Below are 24,955 nucleotides of genomic sequence, written 5' to 3'. Positions count from 1 at the left end.
ACCACCACCAAATCCACGAAAATGACCAGATTGTGCCGACGCTCAGAACGGAAAGTTCCGAACTGAGACCATTCGGCAACATCAACCAAGCTCGCCAACAAGTGCAGCCAATTGACCCAAATCCTTCAACTCGCGGAATCGCGGGTTCTGTGCAGGCGTTTCCGCTTGTTCGATTTCCCAGACCAGCCCGTGCGGCACATAAACGCCCCAGCACCCGGCCTGAATCGGAGCGACCACATCCGAGCGCATTGAATTGCCGACCATCATCGCGGCGGCAGGCCCGCCTTCGTACTGATCAAAAATCTTCTGGTATGTTTGCGGCTTTTTCTCAGACACGATCTCGACCCCGTCAAACAACTCACCCAGCCCCGATTGCGCCAGTTTTCGTTCCTGATCAATCAGGTCGCCCTTGGAGATCAGCACGACCTGATGCGTCTGGGCTACGGCTTCAATCGCCTCACGCGCATGTGGCAGCAGTTCGATCGGATGGGCCAGCATCTCTTGCCCGGCTTCGATCAACTGACGGATCACCGAGGCAGGAACACGGTCATCCGTCACCTCAACCGCCGTTTCGATCATCGACAAAACAAAGCCTTTGATTCCGTACCCATAGTGCCGAATATTGCGTTTTTCTGCCTCCAGCAGGCGCTCTAACAGGTGATCCCTGTCGGCGTGATCGGCCAGCAAATCCGTGAAATGGGCCTGTGTCAGCTGAAAAAACCGCTCATTGTGCCACAAAGTATCATCCGCATCGAAGCCGATTGTGGTAAGGTTCTGACCCATGTTGATTACGTCCTGCTGGCTCTTTTCTCTGGCCCGTTCGACGTTATATAAGCGCTCAGATAAACCGAAGCCTGAATCGGACAGTAGGACGCGATGCTTGAACACCAATGGATGATGTCTGACAAATCGGACGACGATGCGGATTCGTCGGTCCTGGTTGAGACGCGCCCCAAGACCAAGCGCCCGCCGCTGTACAAGGTTTTGTTGTTGAACGACGACTACACCCCGATGGAGTTCGTCGTACACGTGCTGGAACGCTTCTTCGGTATGACCCACGCGCAGGCGTTCGAGATCATGCTGACCGTCCACAAAAAAGGCGTCGCTGTCGTTGGTGTGTTCAGCCACGAGATCGCTGAAACCAAAGTGGGCCAGGTTATGGATTTCGCCCGCAGGCACCAGCATCCCCTGCAATGCACAATGGAACGGGAAGAGTAAGGCTGCGCCGCTCTGACCAGTATCGCTTATGTCCCCTCGCCTTGATCTTGCCCTGAAAAGCGGTCTGACGCTGTCGCAACCGCTGACGGTGCTTGGGCCTACACTGGCCAGCGACCTGTCCGCGCTGCCGCCTGAGACACGGGTCGTGCAGCCCTTCAAACCTTTCCACGATCATTTCGCGGCACAGGGTTTCGCTGTAGTGGCAGAAGCGAACGAGAATTGCCAAGACGCGATCATTATTGTGCCGCGCGCCAAAGCGTTGGCCCGATCCTTGGTCCACCGCGCCTGCACTCGTGCCAGCGGTGTTGTCGTTGTTGACGGTGCCAAAACCGACGGCGTGGACAGTTTGCTGAAAGATATTCGCAAACGCGTTGCGGTTGAGGGGCCGATTTCAAAAGCGCATGGCAAGATTTTCTGGTTCCAGTCTGACGCGAAAGCGTTCGAGGATTGGGCCGCCCCTGCGCACCAGACCGCAGACGGCTATCAGACCGCACCCGGCGTGTTTTCTGCGGACGGGATTGATCCTGCGTCTGCCCTACTGCTGGCAGCGCTGCCCGACAAATTGGGCGCTCGGGTTGCTGATCTGGGGGCTGGTTGGGGTTATCTGTCGGCAGGGTTGTTGCGGGTGGGTGGCCTGAAAGCCCTGCATCTGGTCGAGGCTGACCACACAGCATTAACCTGCGCCCGGGCCAATGTGTCAGACCCTTGCGCGCAATTTCATTGGGCCGACGCGGTGACGTGGCGCGCACCCGAACCGATCGACGCGGTTGTGATGAACCCCCCCTTCCACACTGGGCGCAGCGCTGAACCTGCGCTGGGTCAGGGGTTCATCAATTCCGCCGCCAAGAACCTGACGCGCAACGGTAGCCTTTGGATGGTGGCCAACCGTCACCTGCCCTATGAAACGACACTGACCGAGGCATTCGCGCATGTCGAGGAAGGGGTCGGCGACAATCGGTTCAAGGTGTTCCACGCCTCTCGCCCTCGTCGGTGATCCCGGCTAACCTGCCCCGAAATTCAGGAGGAAACGCATGTCCTTTTCCATAGCTGGCAAAACAGCAATCGTGACCGGCGGGGCCAATGGCGTTGGGCTGGCCATCGGGCGCCACTTTGCCGATGCGGGTGCCAACGTCATGTTTGCCGACATGGACGAAAAGCGTTTGGCCGAGGAACTGGGCGAACAGGCAGACGACGGCAACATTCGTTTCTTTGCGGGCGATTTGCGGGAAAAGCTGACCATCGCGAACCTTCTGTCGGCCACCATCGACGCCTTCGATCAGGTGGATATTCTGATCAATGGCGCGCGTCAGGTGATCCCCTCGGATCCGCTGGATGTCGAGGACGACTCGGTCCGCACTCTGCTGAACCAAAACCTGATGCCCGCCCTGCGCCTGAGCCAGATTGTGGCAAAACGGATGATCAAACAGGCCGGAGATGACGAAGACAGTGTTGCAGGCTCGATCATTAACCTGTCGTCGATTGCCGCGCGGCGGACCCACCCCGATCTGATGGCCTATTCCGTATCGACCGCAGCCTTGGACCAGATGACCCGCTCGCTGGCTGTGGCGCTGGCCCCCAACCGCATTCGCGTGAACTCGATCGCGCTGGGGTCGGTGATGAGTGCGTCGCTGCAATCCACCCTGAAAGAGAACCGCGATTTCCGCGACGATATCGAAAAACACACCCCATTGGCCCGGATCGCTGCCCCGACCGAGCTGACGGAAACAGCGCAGTTCCTCGCTTCCGACGCAGCCGGTTTCATCACCGGGCAAATCCTGACCATTGACGGAGGTCGCACCTTGCTGGACCCCGTTGCAGCACCGGCGCACTAACGAAATGCTAGACACTGAAAAATCCACCGCCTCCGCTTGGTTTCGCCAGTTGCGCGACGAGATCGTCGCTGCCTTTGAAGCTCTGGAAGACAGCCACGAAACAGGGCCGTTTTCAGACGCCAAACCCGGACGGTTCGAGGTCAAAGAAACCACCCGGCAGTCCGAGGATGGTTCGGACGCAGGCGGCGGGTTGATGTCGGTGATGCGCGGGGGCCGCGTGTTCGAAAAGGTTGGCGTCAATATTTCAACTGTTTATGGCACGCTGGGGGCACGGGCACAGCAGGCGATGGCCGCGCGCAAGGGTATTCCGGGCATGACCGAAGATCCGCGGTTCTGGGCCTCGGGCATTTCGCTGGTCGCGCATATGCAGAACCCTCATGTCCCGGCGGTGCATATGAACACACGCATGTTCTGGACACCGCATGCGTGGTGGTTCGGCGGCGGATCAGACTTGAACCCCTGCATCGAATATGATGACGACACCGCGCATTTCCACGCCACGCAAAAGGCCCATCTGGACCCACACGGCCCGGCGCACTACCCGCGACTAAAGGAATGGGCGGACGAGTATTTTTATATCCCACACCGCAAGCGCGCCCGTGGCGTCGGTGGGATATTCATGGATGATTACTGCACCGGTGACTGGTCTGCGGATTTCGCGCTTACACAAGACATCGGCCGCGCCTTTCTACCCGCTTTCGTACCGCTGGTTGAAAAGCGCCGCGTGCAAGGATTCAGCGACGATGACAAGAACACACAGCTTGTGCATCGCGGCTTATATGCCGAATACAACCTCGTCTACGATCGGGGCACCAAGTTCGGGCTGGAGACGGGCCACGATCCAGATGCTGTGCTGATGAGCCTGCCACCAATGGCCAAGTGGGTCTGAGCCGCGCTCAGAAACCAAAGTCCAAAATGTTGTCGAAGCAATGGCTTTGTGCTCCGCTGGCCGACATATTCTCGCCAACGCGGCTGACTGTGATCGAATAGCTTTTTGAAGTATCGGCGCCTTCGGGTGCTGTCATCGAAAACTGCACGGTCCTCGTTTGCTTTTCATACGCTCTGGAAACATAAATGCGTTGATTGGTCGGCAGGCGCAGGGTGCGGATCGCGAAATCACCGATGCCACACCAGTAGGCAATAGCTGCCGACGAACCATGCGCCGCGACCTGATAGGTGCCGTCTTTCAAGGGGGTAACCGTCGTACGAAAAGCGGGGTTGACACCAAACCCAACCCCAAATCCGGTGGCAAGCGCCGTCGCGGGCAATAGCGCCAGAACACCAACACCAAAAGCTTTGAATAAACGCATGGTAAAATTTCCCTGAACGAATTCACTGATCTTACCAAAGATCATAGTAGGCAAACCCAGTGAGTAAAGTTTGCTGCGGTCCAACCGGGTCTGTCCGTTCACCGCCAAAACTCCGCTGCATTCGGAGTCTCAGCTAGGGCGCGGTTAGCCTGCCGCCGACGTCCTGCGGTGCCAATGCAACCGTCTTGATCACCGCGAAACACGGCTTGCCTGGCTCCAGCCCCAGCCCGATGACAGACCGGCGCGTGACCCGCGCCAACACCGGCCCCGCCGGGGTCTTGACCGAAACAATGGCGCCCGGCCCTTCGCCAGCCCGGATCGTGTCCACCGTCCCTTTCAGCACGTTTAGGGCTGACAGGCCTTCGGGCCTGTTGCTTGACAGAATGACCTCTTGCGCGGGGATGCGGATGCGCAGTTCTTCCCCGACCCGATGCGGGATACGAGGCAGGAACAGCCGCGCCCCGCCTGCGTTCAACTCAGTCAACCCATCGGCATGGTGTTCCTGGACACGCACATTCAGTACTGCCCCTACAGCGCGCACCCCTGCAGGAGCCACGGACGGATCAGCCATCACCTCAGAAGCTGGGCCATGCCGTATCGCTTTTCCGTCCTGCAAGGCGACCACGGATGTCGCAAGCCGCGCAACCTCGGCCGCGGAATGAGTGACATAAAGAATGGGCACCGAGACCTCATCCCTTAGACGTTCAAAATAGGGTAGGATTTCAGCCTTGCGTGCGTCATCCAGCGCGGCCATTGGCTCGTCCGCCAGGATCAGGCGCGGGCTGGCCAACAAAGCCCGGCCAATGGCAACACGCTGCTTTTCACCGCCCGATAACGCGGCGGGTCGGCGATCCAGCAAATGGCCGATGCCAAGCATTTCGATCACTTTGTCAGGGCTTTCACGGCGCTCGCGTTTCGGAGCGAACCAACGACCATAAGCCAGATTCTGTCGCACGGTCAGATGCGGAAACAGGCGGCCTTCCTGAAAGATATAGCCCAAGCGCCTGCGATGCGGCGGCAGCCAATGGTTCCGTTCGGTATCGAACAGTTCCCACTCATTGACGGCAACACGCCCGGACTGAGGGCGCAACAACCCAGCCACCGCGTTCACCACAGTGGTCTTGCCTGATCCTGACCGCCCGAACAGTACGGTTACACCCGGAGGCGCTTCGAAGCTGAGATCCAGCCTAAGATCGGGCAGATCATGCTGCAGGCGAACAGACAGGCTCATGACCCTGACACCCGTGCGGCGGCGCGGCGGCCGACGTATTCCGACAACAGAAGCGCGCCCATGGCAATGATGATCGAAATGACGACCAGCCGTGTCGCAGCCCCCTCACCCCCCGGCACCTGAAGGAACGCATAGACAGCAGATGGCAACGTCTGAGTCTGGCCCGGAATGTTCGACACGAAGGTGATCGTGGCCCCGAACTCTCCCATTGCCTTGGCGAAGGCCAGGATGCCACCGGCGATTACACCCGGCAGGATCATCGGAAGTGTAACCGTGGCGAACACAAAGGCCCGCGATGCACCCAGCGTCGCCCCGGCCTGTTCCAATTTGGGGTCTACCGCCTCAATCGACAGACGGATGGCACGGACCATCAGGGGAAAGGCCATAATTCCTGCTGCCAACGCCGCACCGGTCCAGCGAAAGGCCACGACGATACCAAACTCGGCCAGCAACTTGCCCATCGGGCCCTGAATGCCAAAAGTCAGCAACAGCAGATACCCGGTCACCACTGGGGGCAGGATCAGTGGCAAGTGTACCAGCCCATTCAGCAACTGACGCCCGGGGAACCGCCAACGCGCCAATGCATAGGCTACGAAAATCCCAAAGGGCAAAGTGACCAGCGTTGCCCAAAATGACACGCGCAGCGACAGCTTCAGCGCCTCAAGCTCCGCGGGACCCAGCCACCCCATGCTTCAGCTACCCGGCAGGGCAAAGCCCTGTTCCAAAAAGACCTTTTGGGCCACGTCCGATTGCAGAAAATCCACAAGCGCCTGCGCTTGGGGCACGGCGGATGCAGTCACAGCGGCGGGGTAGATGATGGGCGGATGCAGGTTTGGCGGAAATGTTGCGACAATCTGAACCCGATCTTCAACCTGCGCGTCTGATCGGTAGACAATCCCGAGCGGCGCCGCACCCGTCGCCACCAACGCCAGAGCCGCGCGGACATTATCGGTTTGCGCCACTTGAGTCTGAACCTCATCCCACTGACCAAGGCTCTGCAACGCAGCTTTACCATAGATACCCGCCGGAACCGCATCGACCAAAGCCATTGCTAGGTATCCGTCATCCAGCGCAGCGGACAGGTCGGTATCTGGCTGAATATCTCCAATACCCGCCTTATCCGGCCCTCCGATCAGAACCAGTCCGTTGCCCAACAAATCGACTCGCGAGGCCGTGTCAATCAACGCCTGATCCTGCAGAACATCCATCCAGTCCACATTGGCCGAAATGAATAAATCCGCCGGTGCGCCCAATTGAATCTGCCGCGCCAGAACGGACGAGGCCGCATAGGAAACGGTGACTGCATGCCCTGTCTGCTGTTCAAAGACCGGCGCAAGTTCATCCAAAGCGGTCTTCAGGCTGGCTGCGGCAAATACCAGAATATCCGCCGCCCCGGCGCGGACCGGCGCCAGCATCAATGTACCCAACACCAAGGCCGCAACGACATATCGGCGGGCAAGGGACAGGATCATGGGCTCTCCCGTCTGGAAGGTTGCAGTCCCTTCGGGGATATCTGAGGCAACGGGGGGCACGCAAGTAGCTTTACCGAGGATTGGAACACAGTCTTGGGAATATGAACGGGATCTACCAGGCCTGATATGTTTCAAATCGACTTGATCGCAAATTTAGGCAAAGAAATTGTGTCAGACCCTCTTGCACCCGCGCGCAGGCTTGGCTACATGCACCGTCACGGGTGATTAGCTCAGTTGGTAGAGCGCTTCGTTTACACCGAAGATGTCGGGAGTTCGAGTCTCTCATCACCCACCACTTCCACAACCTCTCAAACGCCATATTTTTATAGGCCTTCGAGCGCTGCGAGTTCCCGAATGTCTAGCAGGCAGCTCGAAAATGTCTAGCAGACACGACGGGCAAAACAGTCTGAGGCACCTTCCATTTGGATAGGAATTGATAGGTTTGAGGGGGCTCAACCACACTGTTCCTTGTTTAGTTCTATTTCCGATTCGAGCGTCTGCTCCACTTCGTGCTTCGGATTGCTGCGTTGGTTTATTGTGATCACAAAGCGTCCTTCCCAATCAAACAGGTTCAGTTTCTGTTACCCCACCAGACTCTGTCTTCAACTCAGTCCGCATCCATTTTCGAGCTGCATTGAGACTTTGACGGTAGTCGTCAGCCGCCACACTAAGGGACTCTGGAGAAGTGGCTCGGTCAAGGTCATCGACTGACCAATCTTCCGCTAGTCTTTTGCTGATTGCGTAGCACGTGGCTTTTCCAACGCGAAAGGCAGTGAGCCGCTGTGCAGCTTGCAACACCAGCTTTCGAAGCATCTCAGCTTCCACTTGTCCCGAAAATGACAACTCAAGCTCTGAGGCCATTCTGTCGACTGCAGAATACTTGCCATTAACGAATAGTGTTTGAGCGTCCTTGTAGAACTTTCCAGCGCGCCCCTTGATGCCCTTAGCTTCAATTTCTTCGGGCTTTACCAAGATTTCTATCTGGGGCACTCGTTCAAGTGCTTTGGTTTCCTTTGACAGCTTGGCTCCATCTGGAGCCCTTCGCACGCGACGCGGAGTGGCACGTTTGGATCGTTCGTTAATGCGATCAAATATGCCGTCAACATCGTCGTCGACACCCTCAGTTTCCGCAGGCTCAGTTTCATCTGTACCTTGATCAAACAGATCGACACGGTCCGGCAGCGCCTTTGAAGGCGAGAATGCGACCGTCGGAACTTTGAACTCATCCAGCAACTTCTGAAGGTCCTTTTGGAGGTCATCAAGGTTATCATCGCTCGGTGGATGCGCATCTTTGATAACTTCTTTCACCCACTGCGGCATAAGCTCTCTCACTTGTGCAGCGAAGTGTTCAATCGTTAACGCGGAACGATCACTGGGCGAGGTAAGGCCATCTCGGTACTGGTTGGGAAGTGCCATTTCTTCCGGCAACATGATTTCCACTGTCAGCACTGTCGAACCAAACGGAATTCCAAAGTTTGGAGCGGCGGCAGACCAACGCTTTTTGTTTTTTAAGTCATAGCGTTCACCTTTGTGAACCAACGCACAAAAGGTCGTTGACTGCGTTGCAGGGTTCTTCAAAGAGCTTAACGTGTGCCCGTGGTTAAGATGCTTCGGATCATGCACGTAGTGAACGATCACACCTGTCTCTGGGCAAGTCACCTGTTCAGCGTGTGGCAAAGATGGGATCACAGACGCAAGTGGTTTCAGGGAACGAAACCTACCTTCTTCGTTCTTCCCCCCGCCTTTCGTCATGGCAGTGTTGATGAACACTTCAACACCCGGCCGAAATTCGGCAAACCTCTGAAAAATCTGAGTCGTGACGTAGCTTCGATCTACCGCAACATCTCTTCCTATCGGGCGCTCAACGGTGTCGTGCTCCCGATCCTCGCCAAGCAGAACAACCTCGGTCCAGTCGATGTTCTTCGGCATCCCCTCTGAGGTCGCAGCCCAAGTAACATCGTACACTGTATCCTCTTTTCCATCGTCGAACTGCACCGGAAACCTTACGTATGTCTTCAGTTCTTCATCGTAACCAATGGTGACTTCATGGATCACTCCGTCTTTGCAAGACCGATAACGTATGCCCTCAGGATTGATGGTTAACCCTGAAACCTTCGCTCCGATACCAAAGTTCTCGTCCAGCGCTAGTTGCTTGTTTATTGATGACGATAGGTTGGTCGCGACGCGCAAGTCACTCTCACTCATCCCCGGCCCCGTATTCCAGAAAGTGAGTTTTCGGACACCCTCGATATTCGTTGGATAGACACGGACTGTTCTTTCGCCTTCTGGAGCCAAGGCGGCGTTCTCTTGAGCGTTCATAAAGAATTCCCGCACGAGAGTATGGGTTGGTGCTTGCTCAATTAGACGGTTGATTAAGAAACGGTCGTTATCAATTTGAAGTGGCTCAGCACTCATACTGGTATCCTAAAGCTTAAAAGTGTCGGAATCGCTCGAAGAGGATGGGTTGAATTTTCTTTCCAGCTCGCTGGTAGCCTCTCGAAGGGCTTTGATTATCTTCTTCACGTCTTTTTCGTCGTAGTCGTAGGCCCTCTTGTTCGAGAGGTTCCCAATCTTCCGAATTGCATCCAACGCGGTACGCGTCCTTCCCTCTGCAAGTTTTACAAATTTCTCACGCTTTTCAGACATGAATGCCTCACGATTTCCAATGGTGAGTCAAACATGTGCACTGAATTTCTTGATGTCAATAGGTGCTTATTTATGAATATTTTCGAGAAATTCACAAAGATATTCTGATTTTTTTGCCGTGCATTATCATCGGATCACGTTTCTTGACGCAGGTTACCCGCCAAAACTCGCTCCGCTCAATGCTCGCACGCGGCTCATCGTGACCGCAGCTTTGACCCCGAGACGAACTTAATGATTATCGGCCATAAATGGCTGTTTCATCGCTTTGCATTGGAAAAGTGGATGGGCAAATCGCACTCTATACACGCGAAATGTCTGCCGCCGAGAAGGTAGAGAGAGTTGCCACAAGGACAATCCCATTGAGCACGTACAGTGTTTTAAGGTGGTGGATGCGACCAAGCAAACCAACAGAACGGTTCATCCGGATCGGGCAGTGTTCGGACGTTGGCTATGCAACATTTTTTCACTGGATTTGGAAATTTTTTGAGGCCGAATTGCAATCCGAACAAGGGGGGTGGGTTGCACTGATGGGTCCCTGATGTTGCACAAAGAGGCTTCCCAGTTCGGAAAAAAGCAACCGAAACCGGGTAAATGTGAACCGATTTTCGTCGGAGTCATTAAGCAGCCATTTTCGGAGGTTTGCATGTGAAATCGGATCAGCCACTGGGCCGCCTCCGTAGAGATACCCCTATCCCCCAAATGGGTCCCAAGACATTGTTTTTGATAAGTAATATTGACTTCATTCGCTAACGAAGGTCAAAGCAAGCGCATTACTTTTCATGCCGCTAACGCGGCCAGTACCGAGCCGAATACGTCGCTATGTCATGTTAAGTGGATCAGGCTGCATCAAGGCGTTTCAGAGCGTTTCTGACACTCATGGCAGCCCACTTACGCCCACGTGGTGTTGGTACGCTGGCAGCGTTCAGGGCATCCGCAATGGACTGCAAGGATGCCTTGGCTTCCCGCATGGGGATGATGATGGACGCGACACGCTGAGCGGCGGCGTCAGCCGCCTGTTTCGCCGCTTCATTGCGCTTCATGGTGGCGTCCCGCATACCACCCAATTTGACGCCTCTTTCCTTCGCTGCCGCAAGCGCCTGTTTGGTGCGAAGGCTAATGAAGTCGCGTTCCTGTTCCGCCAACGCCGCGTAGATATGAAGCTGGAACTTGTCAGCGGACGGCATAGACGCGACCCGAAGCGTAAGGCCCTTATCTTTAAGGGTTTTCGCAATGAACTCTACATCACGGCTGAGGCGATCCAGCTTGCTGACAAGCAATTCTGCCCGATATTTCCGGGCCATTTCCATCGCCTTTTCTAGCTCTGGGCGGTCGGCATATTTGCCGCTCTGCACGTCTGTGAAGGTTCCCAGAACCTCAAACGGTACGTCTGAGTAGTTGTCTAGAAACAGGGCGATGTCCCGATCCTGAGCTTCCAGACCCAGCCCGGACTTGCCCTGCTGGGCCGTGCTTACCCTGCGATAGATCACATATTTCTTGCTCATACCGGGCCTCGTAAAAATCGTCCACGTTGGTTGAGCTTTTTATACCGCGCGAAAGACATGATTCGCGAGTCTTTTCAATATCTTAAATGGATGTTCGCGTCAGTTAACAGTAGGATAATAAGATTGACGTTTGGAGTTGCAAAGCGGCGTGTCGAGGGCGGCTGGACGGGCGCATTAGCTACTTTCGTTCTGTTGCTTAAGCCGCTTCTCAAAGAAGAAACTCACCCTTGAAACCGTGCGGATGAAAGTCGCGGTACTCTCACAGAATAAGAAAACAAGCAGGAAATTAAAAATCTCTGATAACCAAAATAGTACCCTTGTTACTCCCTTCTTGTTTTGCGTTGCAAAATCCACACCCCCATCAATCGAAGCGAGCGCTTCCATAATAGTAGATTTATCGAAACCCGGTAGTAATAGCAGGAGAGCAACAACAATCGACATTGTCGCCACGATGTTGAAATAGGACACATTATAAAAAAGCTCATTTGATAGCTTTTTTAGCCTCTTTGAAGTCAACGATTTTTCAATCGATCCCCCACTATCGCCGCCGGGTGCTGCTCCGGACAGCAAGAAAAAAAGCACGCTAAAGCTGAAGCCGATTAGAATTGATTGAACCGTCAACAACGCAGATATTACTTCGGAGCCGACGCCTTCAAACAAAAGAACTATGAGCAAGGATGCGACGGCCAGCAATAGCGTCCGCTTCCAGATAGGCCGAGGCTCACCGGTATCGTAGTCGTAAAATGTGTCCCAGTGTCGCCTCAGTATGTCATAGAGGTTAGACAATTTCCTTCCTCATGATGATTTCATTGGAAAGTGCTTCATGCATTGCGGACCGTGTTTGGTCGTAATCCGGGTGACCATCATATTTGATCGTTACATCGAGGTGAAAACGAGATGCAAAATTCGAGCCACCGAGGACGTAGATCATCCTATCGCTGCCATTTACAGCGGCGAGCACTGTGCAGTTTTCAACGTCTTCATCTTTGACGTCGATCAGCGAGTCTTTCAGCAGTTCTGATATCGCTTTCTTTCGCTTTTCGACGGGACTCTTCATCAAGGAAAATAGGCTTTTGCGAACTTCTACTTCAAACCCATCGTCAGCGGTCCCTTTTCGAACAGCTACCATGCTGCCGCTCGCAAAGAGGTTCTTTGAAGTGATTTTCTTTCCTGCCTTTGACATGGTTACCTTCACTTCTTTGGCTATAGCCTTGTCGAAATTCACAGCGTCTTGCCGGAAGGTATGAGCGTCCACGTTCTTTCTACTTGGAAGCAGCCTCAGTATTGTCTTCTTCAACCCCTCATAGAAGCCATATGGTCCCAAATACTGACTTCCTATGTAAATCCTACCACTGTCTGAAAGATACAGCATAAAGTGAAATCTACGCTGATTGATACTATCGGCGGAAATATCGCCTTTCTCAGAATTTTTGTATGCATGCCCCCAGTAAGCGCCTTCATAGACACCAAACAGACAGCGAGCATCCATCCTCATCAGCTTTGAGAAAGGCACAACTCTCCCAAATTTCACATCGTCAAACTCTTGTTTGTCACTGAGGTCCGGAGTTTTTTGGTCGATAATGGCGTTACACAGATTGTCAAATTCAGTTTGCGAAAACGGATGAATTTCTGGTTTTTCGCCTTCTTTTTTGATGGTGCGTTCAAGGTAATGGAAGCTTACCGTAACGGATTCATCTCTCTTGTACTTTGCCAACTCGCGGCCCCTTCAATCCACGTACGAACGTCTTAAGTGCCGCTCTGTCGACGGCATCAATGCCCAAAAATCAACAAATAGTATGTGCGTCTAGCTATACTACATAATATTGTCGGCACACTCAAGGCGATACTAGAGGTATTTTACGTGCAACTACAGGCAGTTACGAATTTTTCGTACGTGAAATAGCTGTCCGTGTGTAGACCTTTTCGTCTACACGGGGTCTACACGTATATCCTCAGACCGGTTTTATTATTACTTATCAATAACTTTGGCGATGGGGTCGCGCGATACGTGTAGTGATGTAGATCACAGCACGCCTTGCCCGTACGAAAAAAAATACGGAACAACCGGGGCGTTTTTTGAGTTCTATGGAATTGATCCGACGGTCTACATCACTACACGTATTCAAGAGATTTCAACCCAACTTACTGTAAATTAACGACTAACACCGCGTGTAGACCAGCGTGTAGACCCCGTGTAGACGAAAAAGTCTACACGCTTTTCTCCCGCGATGCCCCTGTCTTTTCGCTAATGAATTCCACGAATGGAAAGGCCCGCTGACGCGGGCCACCATCCAACCAACTCTCATGCGAATTACGCAACCTTGCTGCCAATCGCGACCACATTGGCAGGGCTTTGCTCAGGCTGTTCCGCAGGATCGTTGACGCGCTGAATTGACCACTCGTAACCCCTATTTGAACGCTCTGACGAGCGGGTCAGTTCAACTTCAATACCGGCTTCATCATCGATCTTAATGATACGGTCCTTATACCCAGCCAACCACTTACCGAATGCCGTAGGGTCGTAAGAGGTCGCATCATCACGATCAATTCGCTTGATGGGCAAATAGATGTTGCGGGCCTGCACGACTGACAACAAACCCGGTCTCGCATTTGGCCCGTCGCCAACGTCCCTGACGTACATCCCATGTTTACCGTGCGGCTCCTTGGCTTGATCCCACCATGCAGACAGGAAGTCCCTAATTGCGTCATCTTCACCAGACTCAACGACTTCCGTTTTTCGGTTCGCTTGCCACGTGGTCCAGTTGCCTGCCGCCGCTCCGATGATCCCGCCAATCACCTTCACGTAGGCCTCATATCCGCCCCAGTGAATGGCTTCAGGAATCGAAGCTTCATCAGGGCCGCCACGCCAAGCCGTGGGCGTCACAGGCTCCGGACAACCCTCCTCGATCCAATTCTGGATCAACACCAAAGCCGCCCAAATTAGATCGCCCCTGTTTTTACTCACCCATGCCAATAGCTCCCGGTGCCTAAACCCGTTTCGCGCCCCCGGATCAGCACAGCGGGCATCCAGCCTGACGCGTCCGATGCGTTCAGAAAGTTCGCGACTGAACGTCGGGTTATTGCCCGTAAGGGCGTGCGAACAAGTTACCGGGAGTGCTCGCATTTCGTTCTTTCCAAGAGTCCGACCAATATAGACTCGGTCGGTCCAGAACTTCGCCAACGTCCCGCCAGAGATTTCGCCAGACACATTGTCAAACAAATTGATTGCCGTCCCAGAGAGTAAAACGGCAGTAGCACGCTTGTCTCGTTCCTCTTCCCCTTCAGGCAAGGTCTGCGTCCCCGCGACCCCCGATACAATGGTCTGGATTGCATTCACCAGCATAGTCGCGCCAGTACGCGGCGAAGGCTTGTGAAACAGAGAAACAGGAAGCGGACCGTCGATCATGGGGCGCGCGAACTGCTCCAACAAAAAGCCAATTGCGTTCAGGAGCGAGGGGGGAGGCGGATTTTCAGCATCATTCCGTAACGCGGCGGTTTCGATCTGTTCCCTGTTCCAACCATCAAACGGAAAGTCCCCCATCAGTTCACTTACGATCAAGCGACGGGCCTGAGACAGAGTGCGGGCGTCAATTCTCTCCGGCAAAGCAGGAATACTGAGATCATCCGGCGGCTGATAATACACCCAACCGTTTGCGTTGTACCCCCGAGCGTCGATCAGGGCCTTATCGGCTCCGAACACAGGGGTACGGATCAATGAAGCAAGATAGGGAAGCTCTCGAATATCGCTGTTGAAAAGGTGCTTGACCAATTCCGGCGGCGCATGAGTAGCGAGATCGCCACCATCATCGGTGACGTCGTAAAAGCGAACGGATTGCTGTACTGCCGTCTGAAACTGATCGCGATTCAATACGGAAATCTCAGTTTGCCCAATTTCGCCAACGTGGCGCACACAGGCGAAATTCAATCCGTGGCGGAACAAGCTCGGGTTTTTAGAGTGGGCGTTAACCAAAAGCTTGGTGGCGGTCTCGATCTGAACGTCAAAGCCAGTTCCCCTGCCAACATGTACGCCACTGGGAAGGTTCTCAAGCCGCACTTCACGTAGCAACTGATCGACCACCATGCCAAGCCCGGTCCACCAGCGGTCACCCATCTTTGGCCCGCTCTTCTTCATCGTTTCCACAACGTCGGCCATATGAAGCGGGTCTTCACCGTTTCGCTTCATCCCCGCAATGATTTCCGCAAGTTCGACGGTGGACGGGCTCCTCAGCTTGCCCACAGACACGGACGCTGCGACGCAATTCAGCTTCTTCGCTGCCTTGATCCGCTTTTGCTGGGACTCGCTAAGCCCGTTCAGAATTTTCTTGGCCTCAGGCCTGCTCATACTCGATCTCCATTATTTTGACGCTGTTGGAGCCGCTAACGCGGCTCACAATCAATGCGCTACGATTCCTCACTCGGGCCCACAATTTGCCTTTGCAGCCCCAGTGCATGCGGTACGATCCTCGCGGATACGCTCGCGCAGGACATACTGATCCATCGCGCTATGAATTTGAGACACTACAAATTCGGGAGAAGCCTCAGGCGAAATGTAGAAGCCTGCTCTTCCCAATCGTGACACGACTGCACTGGGGTCAGAATATATCTCTGCGATGGGGATATCGACGCGTGCAGACGCGTCGGTTTCAGCCTTTGCCAGATTTTCAATCGGCACAAAGTCGACGTCCAAGGTTCGTCCTCTTTGGGCGTTTTTAGTGATGCGATAGACCATGAAAGCTGAGCACGAGCAAACTTCGCGCAGAACGCCTTCCTGATTCACCTCATAAAAGGTCAGCATCCCATCGAAATTAGCCATGTTCTCCTGCCTGAACTCAAAGGGCAAACAAGAACTATTCAAGCACTGCATCACTTCACCTCCGAAATTAGGGAACTCAATTCCGCGCAAAGCACCTTCAATTTCGCCGTATTTTCGGGAATGGTCATTTCCATTTCCGATACATCTTTTATCTTTTGCCCGATCACGCAAATTGCACCGCCATTGCCACTCATTTCTGCACTCCTTTTCTAAAGTCCTTCTCGCCATGGTTGCGAGATAACTCGACTTAGTAAGCGATAACGAGACCCGTCAACCGCCTTTAACTCGCGCTTCAGGCCAATGTGACTTTTTCCAATGTCTTTGATTTTGATAGTGTTTTTACGCCGACTCGTATTGTCCACGTCGTGCGATCATCGCCTTCGAAAATCTTTTACTTGAAGTAAAGTTTCTTCAACTTGAAGTCGATTTATTTCACCCGTTTTCCAAATGTAGCAAGGGAAACATGGCACGAATTACCGCAATTGTTTCCACCCGCATTTCAGCCAATGTGACTTTCTATCTTTCCAAAACGCGATCACAAAAAGTTTCAATTTTTCAGACCGGTGCGAAATGCCCCATGACTGCACGCAGCACTACCCAGAATCCATGACTCGGAACCCAATCTCGAATCAATTCACCCCCATGCAGGGTCCTGCCCCCCGTCTTGAATTCCGCCGTTTTTCGCTTGGGATCGCCGGTCGTGTCGCGGTAGAATCCGGAATCCTGTAGCACTTCCCTCGTGTCTTCACCGATAATTTCTTCAAGCCGCTTAGCGATCTCGACCGGGATGCGATATGCACCGCGACCGTGCTTGAGGTCCAGATTGGCGGTTACGGCCCTCAGGAGGCGGGAGCATTCCCTGCGCTGCCGGGTGCGATCTAGATAGGTGCCCATTTTTGCCGTCTCTTTATGTGTGTTTGATGCGCCCGGTGGTGACGTGGCAACCACCACCACCGGGCCCGTAGCTAGCGTGCAGTTCGGGGAAATTCACACGCTAGCTGTTCTTCTATGCGGGCGGCGATCTCATGCCACGCGGCCACAAAAGAATCTTCGTCAGAGAACTCTTGCCGAGCGACGAACCACAACTGGCACCTTCGTTGATATCTATTGAACGCAAGATGCTTCATCGCGCACCTGCGCTAGCGTCTGCGGCTGCGGCAATGGCCCGCACCTTATTGCGCTGACGCAGCCGCAATTTCTCTTCAGCCGACAGTGACGGGGTCAGGCGTTGCTGAAGGCTGCAATACGACGCTGCGGAAATCGTGTCGCCCGTCAGGTGGCAATAGTAGTTGGCACCGACCTTCACGAACAGCTTTTCAAGCGGCTCATTCGCTTCACGGAGTGCGCTCTCAAGTTCATCCATTACATCAATCCCCAAGCACGGGCCTTTGCAATACGCTCAGCGGGATTCAGCGTCATTAGGCGGCGCAACAGCGTTGCTTCGTCAGCGACACTGGTCGGAGCGGACTGCTGGCGCTTGTCGGTCATTCCAAGTTCACGCGCGCGGGTGATACGACGCTCGGGCGTCAACCGTGCCAGTTCCGCATGGGATTCTTCGTCGCCCAGCTCAAGCGCTTCGCGCAGTTCCTTTTGACGGACCTGTTCCTTTACCCCATCAAGCTGCTGAATTTCGGCAACGTAGAGTTCAGACAAGGGTTCATCGCTCAGGGTAAAAATCCGCGCGCTCGGCATCGACATGACGTCTTCGCGGGTCAGTTCGACGTCAAACATGCGCGCCGCGTCTGCAATGATCTTGTCAGACACCGTCTCCCACCGCGCGCGGGTCAGGTCTCCACCGGACGAAACTAGATTGCGGAAATTCTCATTCGGGTCGCTCATTCTTATGCGGCCTCCTTGTTAGTTAGACTTTCAAAATGACGGGCATTGCACAGGGCGAACGCGAAGGCGAACAAAGCATCAATGTCGGGGAGGTCGGTATCGTCACCAGTGACGACGAACCGGCAGACACCGGGGTGAAGGCAAAGCTTTAGATGCAGCGCGTCGATGAATTGCCAAATCTCACTGCTGGACGTGGCCTCAAACAGCGCGGCAGTGAAATCTACCCGACACTCAGTCAGCCGCTCTTTCTGATCCGTATCAAGCCAGTCTTCGAGCGCTCTACATACAGGGATAACTTCGTCGCCAACGAACAAGGTGCCGTCCGAGGTGGCGATATCGAACAGGCGGTGCATGGCCTCGCCAGCGCGCTCACGCGCGTTCAGCGTTGGCAGCACTGCGGCCACGTAATAGCGCTTGGGAAGCCCGCTGGCGGCGGGCATGACATTCTTCAATCTTGCGCAGGCGGTATTGCGGACGACGCCACACGCACGCGCATAGCTTTCCTGAGTGATGGTGATAGGCACTGCTTCCTCAATTTTAGGGGAGAGTTGGTATTCTTGTGCCTAGTTTACCACGATGTGGGCCTATCACCTAGCAATCGGACAAAACGGGTCACGGGCTATTCGGGCAGGGAAAGACCCCTGACGCGGGCAATACATCCAATTTTGCTAGAGCTCTAGGAATTTGGGCTGAGCGCACGAAGTGGGCATTGTTCAAGGCGACCAACGCACAGTATCTGCCATCCATCGCTTGCGACTACTAAGCTGTCCTTCCAGAGACTAATTCGCAGTCGTCTGACAGCCTCTGGCCCAAACACAAGGGGCTAGACACCAGAGCTGAAGCATGGCTGGATTGCTTAGTGATTGTCTAGTCGGACGGAGATCCCCAAAATGAAAAGTAATGCAAACAAGCTGTTAGTGACTCCCGCTATTGCTATCGCTCTTTTGGCCTCCGGTGCGGTATTTACTGTTTCCACACAACCAGCAAGCGCCGAGGCTGGTTATTTCTGGGATGAAACCGTTGAGTCTGTAGATAGAAGCCCTTGGATATTTGAGGGCACAAGTGTTTTTGGCGAATTAGCACGAGTTCCACCGTCAGATTGGGTACGTACTTTGGAAAAAGCGGCATACCCAACAGAGCTTGAGACTTTTGTTTTCACAGCTAGCAATAATGAAGAACAGAACATCAACGATTGGTTGCATCAAACGCATACCGATAGCTTTTTGATTTATCACGACCGCAAATTGGTCGCTGAAAAGTACTTCAATGGCATGAGGGCGGATACGCCTCACCGCATTCACTCGATCACCAAGACAGTGTTGGGTATGGCAGCAGGGCTGGCGGTTGAGGCGGGAGAATTAGATCCTAAAATGCGGATCACCGAATACCTGCCAGAGTTGGAAGGCCCAGCATTCAAAAATACAACGGTTAGACATCTCCTTGATATGACCGCTGCTGTTGATTGGAAAGATGCTTCTAGCGGCTACTTAGACGATGCCGGTGATCTGTTCTGTGCCTTTGGTCAGGACCTCTCAGAAAAAGTAGAAGTTTGTGACACCGAGTCTGGCGTCAAAGAGTACATGATCTCTCTTAGTGATCGCGAGAACTTGGTAGAAGACGGTGAAGTTTATAGTTACCGTTCAGTGCTATCTGCGCTGCTGGGTATGGTTATCGAGTCGGCAACTGGAGAAAGCTATCTGGATGTACTGGCCGAGTTGTGGCAGGACATCGGCGCTCAGGACCCTGCATATAGCGAACTAGGGCCCAAAAGGATCGTGCAAACCAGTGGTGGGTTATTCACCAGCTCTCGTGACCTATTGCGATTTGGCATAATGATGCTGGACAACGGTAACGTTAACGACACTCAAGTTATTCCTCCAGATTGGATAGCTGACACGATTCAAGCAAATGATGATGTGATCGCAGCCTACGAGAAAAGTGCATACGCAGAGGTGTTTGAAGGCTTCCACTACCGCAACCAAGTCTGGGTGAAAGATAGAGAAAACGGTGCGTTTTACGGTATCGGTGTCTATGGGCAGCTATTGTATGTGAACCAGAAAGCCAATGTGGTTATGGTAAAGCTTTCAAGCCAGCCAGAAGTTCAAAATACACCTATGTACCTGGACTCTATGGTTGCGATGAAAGGCATTGCAGAGACTTTGAGTAAATGAATATCAGATTATCTTAATCTGGTAAGCTGAGCCAAATGGCTCGGCTTAAACTAAGGAAAGACTTAACAGTGTCGTCGGGTTAGTACCGGGTGACCTCGACTGCGACCGCAGCAAATACCACACCAATCAACAGAGCTTTTGTATTCACTGCCGAAAGGCTGGGTAGTTTAACCCGAAGAGACAGGGCAATGATCACGCCCCCCGTCAACCCAGTCGCAATTGAATAGATCATGCTACTTTTATCCGCGTTGAGGCCGATCAATATGCCGACTGCAAGCGACGCGACAAAGTATGCGCGTAGCCATCCAGTCATGTGTCCGGGGTGGGTCTTATAGAGAAAGATATTCACCCCAAACAAATGCAATGAATAGGCCAACGTTCCCACAGCGTACAGCTCAGGAGATGTTCCCGTCGTTTGCATGACTGTAATGGCAAGCAGGCAGTTATAGGTTCCAAGCGCCACTGTGTCCAAGCCAAGCGACAACCTGTTATCGGCCCCTGTGTCGCGACTGGCTTCCAGCAAGTAGTAAACTAGAAATCCTAGGAGCGAATAACCGAACAGCGAGTTTTCCCATTTCCCATTTGCAGCCAAATCGGACGACAATTCACCGATTTTTGGCAGTAAGAAAAGGAAAGCATAGCCAAGTCCGATCCCAGATGAAAAATCAGAAAGCCAGCCTGCTAGGGCGGGGAATCTCCGGTAAAAAGACACGCAGAAGACGTGAACAGTGCCGATGACTGCAATCGATGTTATCGCGAGGTATGTCGACACGCCGAACACGGTTAAGATCCAATGATCACATTACAATTTGTATGAGACACCCCTTGGGAGCAAAAGCACAACCCAAAAAGTGAAGAAGGTGCGGTTTGAATAGAACACTCAACGACAGCTTTCTTCTGCCTTCCGGCATTGATGCACGGTGCAGAAATTTGAACTTAGGACTCGAAACCGACATTCGCCAACGACAAATCCGATCACTACCAATACATGATCGCATCCAGAGCTTTCTTCATAGCTGCTCTGCCATGTGCAGTCTCGCCGTAGGGCGTCTTGTAGTGCCTCAGTTTACCCTGCCCAACCACATGACCGATAATGCCCCGAATGATGTCGTCATTCATCCCCTCCTGACGCTGCAAGCGATCAACCAACGTATCCTTGAGGCTGTAAAGGACATGGCGGTCGTTGTTGTATCCGGCGGCGCGGATTACCTTACGGAAGTTATCGGAAAGGGTAACGGCAATTGTCTTTGACTTCCGCTCCGTATCGAAGCCTCCGTCAGCGAGGAATTTTGGGAAGTCAGAAATGTGATCCGAGATTGGAAGTCTGCGAGGAGTTGTTTTCGTACGCCTGATTGTCAGAATGCCGTTGTCTATGTCTGCCGCCGTTAGGCGGAACACTTCAGCAGGGCGCAGCCCAGTATACAACATGACCCTGATGGCCACTAGAAACGCCTTACGGCGTCGGGGCGTCATTCGGCTACTAGACTTTGGCCCCCAAGCTTCGTTCAGGTGCCGCCATATCGCTTTCATTTCTTCGTCACTGAACGCCTGCCATCTCGCCTCTTCTACTGTCGTGTCACGCTTCGAAAGACGGACGCGAGGGAATTGCAAGTCTGCCAATTCATCGTGTTCATCAGCCGCCCAACGCCACAGCGCCTTTAGCGGAGCAAAGTGCTTCTCGACCGTTTGAATGCTGACACTTGGATTGGCTTCCAGCATGTCGCGATGCTGGCGCAGCTTGTCACGGTTGTAGTATGGCAATGGGTGATCGCCGTTGCAGTTTGAAATCAGCTTATTGACCATCTGGCGATACGACCGCGCGGTATTAGTTCGCAAGGCTTGTACCTTGATATACCTTTCCATCAGTGCCGATGCACGCATCTCCGGGCGTCCCTGATCAGGCAAAGGTGCAAGCTCATCAAGCCGCTTGGCGAGCATCGTCTTATAAGCATCGTAGAGCATTCGATCTGCTGGATCGGCGGGCGGCGGAACCTTAGGGAACTTATTGCCTTCAACACGGCAGTCATCACCGAAGGCTATTGCTTGCGTGTTGGATAGCCGAAAATATTCGGTTCGGTCATCACGGACGCTCTGCATGATCTGAGGAATACGCTTCCACATCGAACCAGTCAGCGACTCAACAGTGCCCCCGTGCCCCTCAATCGCATCGGGCTCACCTTTCATTTCCAACTCTGCAATGCGCGCTGAGGTACGTTCTGCGGCAAGTCTTGCCGCTTCCTTTCGCGCCGTATCTGGCTCGCGCAATCGGGCAATTGCCGTGTCGTGCTCCCGGCGAAGATCAGCAGCTCGCAATACTGCCTGATCAAAATCGCGGCCTAATGAAAGGTTCCAGAGCTTCTTCCTGAATGCCTTTTGGCAATCGTCCGGAACTCGCCTATTGTAACGATAAAGACCGTCTTTGGTCTGAACGACGTACTTTACTTTCGCTGCGTGATTTTGAGACACAGAGCTACCATTCTTCATCGCCAAAATTGGCTAATGTCTAGCAGGCAAAGTCAAGATGTCTAGCAAAAACGGAAGATAAAGAGTCCTCGAAACCCCTACTTTTCAACAAAATATGGATGACTCCAAGCTACTACGTGGTTCGAGTCTCTCATCACCCACCATCCTTTCCCCGCAATGTATCAAGGTCTTGCGTGACTTGCACCTTTTGCTGTGCTGCGCGTGAAACTGTGCCCGCAGCGCCTCCGCTGCATTTAAACGGAAAATAAGGCTCCAAAACAGGAGATAGGCACGGACAACAACCTGCCTCCCACTAAGAAGGCTGATGCGTGCCGTAAGCCCACTGGTTGCAGGTGACCGGTCCGCAATCAAAGCAGACTTTCGTTTCTCGATGCCCGAGATCGTGCGATTCAGTTTGATCTGCGTTGTTCCGACTGATTAGGTCTAAATCCGCCCGTCTTTGACATCATGGCCTTCGCATAATCACGTTTTACCGTTGCACGGTCCTCGAAGCGAGCATGCACAACACAAAAGAACAGGGCACCGTCGTCTAGACCGTTGCGAGGAGTAAACCAATCAAAGGGGTCGGTGGGCTCTATCGACGCAATCCGATTGGTTGGTGGAGCAACAGGTACGACATTGGCTTCACTATTTGTGATATAATCGAGCAGCGTTGGACGGGCCGTGCCGGTATCCGGTGTAAGAATCCCCATGATCTGCTCACGACCGGCCGGAACGAAACGCCCGCTCTCCTCGACTGGAAACCGGATCGGCTGTCCCGCATAAACATCACGCTGAACTTCACTGTTTTTAACAACAACGGTTCCGTAAACAAGCACGTACGGAATGCCTTCTGACGGAAGACCCTGCTGACCGAGCGTATAGTTCGCCCTTTCGGTCACAGTCTTCGGATCAAAAATCGTGATGTCCGCGACCATGCCTTCTTGCATACGCCCACGCACCTGCATTGCTCGCAAACCTGTGTCACCTAATCGCTTCGCATGAATGTAACTTAGCTGAGTGAGTGTGAGCATAAGCGGTACATTCGCTTCGCGAGCCAGTCTTAGGACAAGCGCGTGGCTTCCTGCTGACCGAGGGTGCCCGGCATAGTCTTCATAAGGGGCATCCCAACTCATCAAGTTGCCCTCGATGTCTAGCCCAGCCATACCGTCGCCCGAGATGCCATAACCAGCAATATTGATCCAATCGTTTAGCCATTGCTCTCTTGGAGGGCTAAAAACTATGGCCGTCCTTCCCGGCTCATTCTCTGCGAAGCTCAAAAACTCGTCTTTGGTCACAAAGCGATCGAGCTGGGGATCAAAGATGGTGTCTTCGTACTTGTACCCCATGGACCCTTCCCAGTTTTCGGGGGCGATGATTGAAGCGCCGTAGTTTCCCGATCCGGCGGTCCAAGGATAGTAACTGGACCAGACGTTGTAGCCTTGGTCGCGGGCCATCTGGAGCTTTTCCTGATTTTCCCACCACCCATAGTCATTGTCGTGGTGTATGTGCAGTGGCGCGTCCAGCACCATCGCGTTGACTAGGATTTCGTTGACACCGGTCTGTGTCTCAGTGGGTGTCGAGGCACTGGGATGAAACCGATGATGCACCGAAGTTAGTCGACCATAACGCGCTGCAGCCCGCTGTGCTTCGAACATCTCATAGGTTGTGATGCCTTCGCGCGCGTAACCGATGGTCGATCCAACGCCGAGGGCTCCGAGACGTAACCCCTCATCCAGTTGGGCAGTGATTTCGTTCATCTGTTCGCGGTTGCTTGGAACCGAAGACCATCCTTCAACACCGTCTTCCACGGATTGTGCCCGCAGCGCGAAGAAGTTCCGGAAGTCTATGTCGCCCCCTTCCAGCACAAGGCCGTCATGCACCCGCATCCGTGCGAATTCTTGTCCAACGACAGTGCCATAGTTTGCCTGCGTCACGCCTTGGCGCGCAGCGTACCATTCGTCGATATTCGCGGCCCCGACCTCAAAATCCATTTGCGTCGTAACACCATCGCGAAGGTTTACCTTGATACCCCAAGGGTCCAGCCCATGCTGCTCGAGATCGATAAACCCGGGAGCGACAACGTGCCCTGTCGCGTCGATGGACTCGCTGCCGTTGATTTCTTCGTCGGTAATCGCAGTGATCCAGCCGTTGCTTATTCCTACGTTAGCGATCTGATCGAACCCGGTTTCCGGGTCCATTACCCGACCGTTGAGGATGACCACGTCGTAAGTTTGCGCGACGCAGATAGTGCAACACACGGACAACGTGCCAGCCAGAAACAGGGTACGCATGGATAGATCCTTTCTTTGGTCAGCAAATCGAAACGTTTCGGCATCTTTTTGAAGTCTGCTTTCGACCCACCTCAGAAAACGATCCGGGTTCTTAGGCCAAACAGCGTAATGCTATCCTGAGTGGGGTTCAGCAGCGGGTCAGAAATGAACTGCAGTGACGGCGT

Annotated in this window: 24 protein-coding genes and 1 tRNA gene; 6 read left to right on the top strand and 19 right to left on the bottom strand. The window is 53.5% G+C overall.

Features of this window, described 5'->3' with window-relative positions; all coding sequences use genetic code 11:
- Positions 1–81: 81 nt before the first annotated feature.
- Positions 82–783: an HAD family hydrolase gene (locus tag ACR0LN_RS22350; RefSeq protein ID WP_480432833.1), complete on the bottom strand. Its 702-nt coding sequence runs from the start codon at positions 781–783 to the stop codon at positions 82–84.
- A 93-nt stretch (positions 784–876) separates the two neighbouring features.
- Here ACR0LN_RS22350 and clpS point away from each other — a divergent pair, with 93 nt between their 5' ends.
- Genes clpS through hemF form a run of 4 tightly spaced genes read left to right on the top strand, consistent with a single transcriptional unit; the run spans position 877 to position 3,939 of the window.
- On the top strand, positions 877–1,218 hold the full coding sequence (clpS, locus tag ACR0LN_RS22345; RefSeq protein ID WP_480432832.1) for an ATP-dependent Clp protease adapter ClpS: 342 nt from the start codon (positions 877–879) through the stop codon (positions 1,216–1,218).
- A 28-nt stretch (positions 1,219–1,246) separates the two neighbouring features.
- A complete protein-coding gene (locus ACR0LN_RS22340) occupies positions 1,247–2,212 on the top strand; it encodes a class I SAM-dependent methyltransferase (RefSeq protein ID WP_480432831.1) in 966 nt (321 codons plus the stop codon).
- A gap of 37 nt (positions 2,213–2,249) precedes the next feature.
- The gene (locus ACR0LN_RS22335) at positions 2,250–3,050 is read left to right on the top strand and encodes an SDR family NAD(P)-dependent oxidoreductase (RefSeq protein ID WP_480432829.1); all 801 of its coding nucleotides are present in this window, start codon (positions 2,250–2,252) and stop codon (positions 3,048–3,050) included.
- Positions 3,051–3,054: 4 nt separating this feature from the next.
- Positions 3,055–3,939, top strand: coding sequence for an oxygen-dependent coproporphyrinogen oxidase (gene hemF, locus ACR0LN_RS22330; RefSeq protein ID WP_480432827.1), 885 nt, complete (start codon positions 3,055–3,057; stop codon positions 3,937–3,939).
- Positions 3,940–3,946: 7 nt separating this feature from the next.
- Here hemF and ACR0LN_RS22325 read toward each other — a convergent pair whose 3' ends face one another.
- Genes ACR0LN_RS22325 through modA form a run of 4 tightly spaced genes read right to left on the bottom strand, consistent with a single transcriptional unit; the run spans position 3,947 to position 7,063 of the window.
- Positions 3,947–4,444: a hypothetical protein gene (locus ACR0LN_RS22325; protein WP_480432826.1), complete on the bottom strand. Its 498-nt coding sequence runs from the start codon at positions 4,442–4,444 to the stop codon at positions 3,947–3,949.
- Between the two features lie 49 nt (positions 4,445–4,493).
- On the bottom strand, positions 4,494–5,591 hold the full coding sequence (gene modC, locus ACR0LN_RS22320; protein ID WP_480432824.1) for a molybdenum ABC transporter ATP-binding protein: 1,098 nt from the start codon (positions 5,589–5,591) through the stop codon (positions 4,494–4,496).
- Positions 5,588–6,280, bottom strand: a complete 693-nt coding sequence (gene modB, locus ACR0LN_RS22315) for a molybdate ABC transporter permease subunit (RefSeq protein ID WP_480432822.1) — start codon at positions 6,278–6,280, stop codon at positions 5,588–5,590. The genes modC and modB overlap by 4 nt, the downstream gene beginning before the upstream one ends.
- Positions 6,281–6,283: 3 nt before the next feature.
- Entirely contained in the window at positions 6,284–7,063 is a 780-nt protein-coding gene (gene modA / locus ACR0LN_RS22310; protein WP_480432821.1) for a molybdate ABC transporter substrate-binding protein, read from the bottom strand.
- Positions 7,064–7,282: 219 nt separating this feature from the next.
- Here modA and ACR0LN_RS22305 point away from each other — a divergent pair.
- Positions 7,283–7,358, top strand: a tRNA-Val gene (locus tag ACR0LN_RS22305).
- 266 nt (positions 7,359–7,624) lie between these two features.
- Here the strand turns inward: ACR0LN_RS22305 and ACR0LN_RS22300 are convergent.
- The 11 genes from ACR0LN_RS22300 to ACR0LN_RS22250 form a co-directional block, all read right to left on the bottom strand.
- Positions 7,625–9,478: a hypothetical protein gene (locus ACR0LN_RS22300; protein ID WP_480432820.1), complete on the bottom strand. Its 1,854-nt coding sequence runs from the start codon at positions 9,476–9,478 to the stop codon at positions 7,625–7,627.
- A 9-nt stretch (positions 9,479–9,487) separates the two neighbouring features.
- A complete protein-coding gene (locus ACR0LN_RS22295; protein ID WP_170534732.1) occupies positions 9,488–9,709 on the bottom strand; it encodes a hypothetical protein in 222 nt (73 codons plus the stop codon).
- An 836-nt stretch (positions 9,710–10,545) separates the two neighbouring features.
- A complete protein-coding gene (locus tag ACR0LN_RS22290; protein WP_480432819.1) occupies positions 10,546–11,211 on the bottom strand; it encodes a recombinase family protein in 666 nt (221 codons plus the stop codon).
- 174 nt (positions 11,212–11,385) lie between these two features.
- Positions 11,386–11,997, bottom strand: a complete 612-nt coding sequence (locus tag ACR0LN_RS22285) for a hypothetical protein (protein ID WP_480432817.1) — start codon at positions 11,995–11,997, stop codon at positions 11,386–11,388.
- Entirely contained in the window at positions 11,990–12,925 is a 936-nt protein-coding gene (locus ACR0LN_RS22280) for a hypothetical protein (protein WP_480432816.1), read from the bottom strand. Before ACR0LN_RS22280 ends, ACR0LN_RS22285 begins: the two co-directional genes overlap by 8 nt.
- 597 nt (positions 12,926–13,522) lie before the next feature.
- The gene (locus tag ACR0LN_RS22275) at positions 13,523–15,553 is read right to left on the bottom strand and encodes a hypothetical protein (RefSeq protein WP_480432815.1); all 2,031 of its coding nucleotides are present in this window, start codon (positions 15,551–15,553) and stop codon (positions 13,523–13,525) included.
- Positions 15,554–15,622: 69 nt separating this feature from the next.
- Positions 15,623–16,195 carry a hypothetical protein gene (locus ACR0LN_RS22270; protein ID WP_480432814.1) on the bottom strand — a complete coding sequence of 191 codons (573 nt, stop codon included), beginning with the start codon at positions 16,193–16,195 and terminating at the stop codon, positions 15,623–15,625.
- A 384-nt stretch (positions 16,196–16,579) separates the two neighbouring features.
- Entirely contained in the window at positions 16,580–16,918 is a 339-nt protein-coding gene (locus ACR0LN_RS22265; RefSeq protein WP_480432812.1) for a hypothetical protein, read from the bottom strand.
- A gap of 229 nt (positions 16,919–17,147) precedes the next feature.
- Positions 17,148–17,387: a hypothetical protein gene (locus ACR0LN_RS22260; protein WP_480432810.1), complete on the bottom strand. Its 240-nt coding sequence runs from the start codon at positions 17,385–17,387 to the stop codon at positions 17,148–17,150.
- Entirely contained in the window at positions 17,387–17,863 is a 477-nt protein-coding gene (locus tag ACR0LN_RS22255) for a hypothetical protein (protein WP_480432808.1), read from the bottom strand. The genes ACR0LN_RS22260 and ACR0LN_RS22255 overlap by 1 nt, the downstream gene beginning before the upstream one ends.
- Positions 17,864–17,865: 2 nt before the next feature.
- The gene (locus tag ACR0LN_RS22250) at positions 17,866–18,387 is read right to left on the bottom strand and encodes a hypothetical protein (RefSeq protein WP_480432807.1); all 522 of its coding nucleotides are present in this window, start codon (positions 18,385–18,387) and stop codon (positions 17,866–17,868) included.
- A 366-nt stretch (positions 18,388–18,753) separates the two neighbouring features.
- Here ACR0LN_RS22250 and ACR0LN_RS22245 point away from each other — a divergent pair, with 366 nt between their 5' ends.
- Complete coding sequence (locus ACR0LN_RS22245) at positions 18,754–20,034, top strand: serine hydrolase domain-containing protein (protein ID WP_480432806.1); 1,281 nt, start codon at positions 18,754–18,756, stop codon at positions 20,032–20,034.
- Between the two features lie 79 nt (positions 20,035–20,113).
- Here ACR0LN_RS22245 and ACR0LN_RS22240 read toward each other — a convergent pair whose 3' ends face one another.
- From ACR0LN_RS22240 to ACR0LN_RS22230, 3 genes are all read right to left on the bottom strand, one after another.
- Complete coding sequence (locus tag ACR0LN_RS22240) at positions 20,114–20,815, bottom strand: hypothetical protein (protein WP_480432805.1); 702 nt, start codon at positions 20,813–20,815, stop codon at positions 20,114–20,116.
- Positions 20,816–21,012: 197 nt separating this feature from the next.
- Positions 21,013–22,500: a DUF6538 domain-containing protein gene (locus ACR0LN_RS22235; RefSeq protein WP_480432803.1), complete on the bottom strand. Its 1,488-nt coding sequence runs from the start codon at positions 22,498–22,500 to the stop codon at positions 21,013–21,015.
- Positions 22,501–22,907: 407 nt separating this feature from the next.
- The gene (locus ACR0LN_RS22230; protein WP_480432802.1) at positions 22,908–24,791 is read right to left on the bottom strand and encodes an amidohydrolase family protein; all 1,884 of its coding nucleotides are present in this window, start codon (positions 24,789–24,791) and stop codon (positions 22,908–22,910) included.
- Positions 24,792–24,955 lie beyond the last annotated feature (164 nt).

The organism is Ruegeria sp. AA6 (assembly GCF_056542865.1).
Note: the sequence above shows the minus strand (reverse complement) of the source record. Positions and strands in the feature narration are given on the sequence as shown.

Bases quoted from the DNA above. Each gene is read 5' to 3' on its own strand.
- ACR0LN_RS22350 (WP_480432833.1), bottom strand. From the start codon at position 783: ATGGGTCAGAACCTTACCACAATCGGCTTCGATGCGGATGATACTTTG.
- clpS (WP_480432832.1), top strand. From the start codon at position 877: ATGCTTGAACACCAATGGATGATGTCTGACAAATCGGACGACGATGCG.
- ACR0LN_RS22340 (WP_480432831.1), top strand. From the start codon at position 1,247: ATGTCCCCTCGCCTTGATCTTGCCCTGAAAAGCGGTCTGACGCTGTCG.
- ACR0LN_RS22335 (WP_480432829.1), top strand. From the start codon at position 2,250: ATGTCCTTTTCCATAGCTGGCAAAACAGCAATCGTGACCGGCGGGGCC.
- hemF (WP_480432827.1), top strand. From the start codon at position 3,055: ATGCTAGACACTGAAAAATCCACCGCCTCCGCTTGGTTTCGCCAGTTG.
- modC (WP_480432824.1), bottom strand. From the start codon at position 5,591: ATGAGCCTGTCTGTTCGCCTGCAGCATGATCTGCCCGATCTTAGGCTG.
- modB (WP_480432822.1), bottom strand. From the start codon at position 6,280: ATGGGGTGGCTGGGTCCCGCGGAGCTTGAGGCGCTGAAGCTGTCGCTG.
- modA (WP_480432821.1), bottom strand. From the start codon at position 7,063: ATGATCCTGTCCCTTGCCCGCCGATATGTCGTTGCGGCCTTGGTGTTG.
- ACR0LN_RS22300 (WP_480432820.1), bottom strand. From the start codon at position 9,478: ATGAGTGCTGAGCCACTTCAAATTGATAACGACCGTTTCTTAATCAAC.
- ACR0LN_RS22295 (WP_170534732.1), bottom strand. From the start codon at position 9,709: ATGTCTGAAAAGCGTGAGAAATTTGTAAAACTTGCAGAGGGAAGGACG.
- ACR0LN_RS22290 (WP_480432819.1), bottom strand. From the start codon at position 11,211: ATGAGCAAGAAATATGTGATCTATCGCAGGGTAAGCACGGCCCAGCAG.
- ACR0LN_RS22275 (WP_480432815.1), bottom strand. From the start codon at position 15,553: ATGAGCAGGCCTGAGGCCAAGAAAATTCTGAACGGGCTTAGCGAGTCC.
- ACR0LN_RS22265 (WP_480432812.1), bottom strand. From the start codon at position 16,918: ATGGGCACCTATCTAGATCGCACCCGGCAGCGCAGGGAATGCTCCCGC.
- ACR0LN_RS22260 (WP_480432810.1), bottom strand. From the start codon at position 17,387: ATGGATGAACTTGAGAGCGCACTCCGTGAAGCGAATGAGCCGCTTGAA.
- ACR0LN_RS22255 (WP_480432808.1), bottom strand. From the start codon at position 17,863: ATGAGCGACCCGAATGAGAATTTCCGCAATCTAGTTTCGTCCGGTGGA.
- ACR0LN_RS22245 (WP_480432806.1), top strand. From the start codon at position 18,754: ATGAAAAGTAATGCAAACAAGCTGTTAGTGACTCCCGCTATTGCTATC.
- ACR0LN_RS22230 (WP_480432802.1), bottom strand. From the start codon at position 24,791: ATGCGTACCCTGTTTCTGGCTGGCACGTTGTCCGTGTGTTGCACTATC.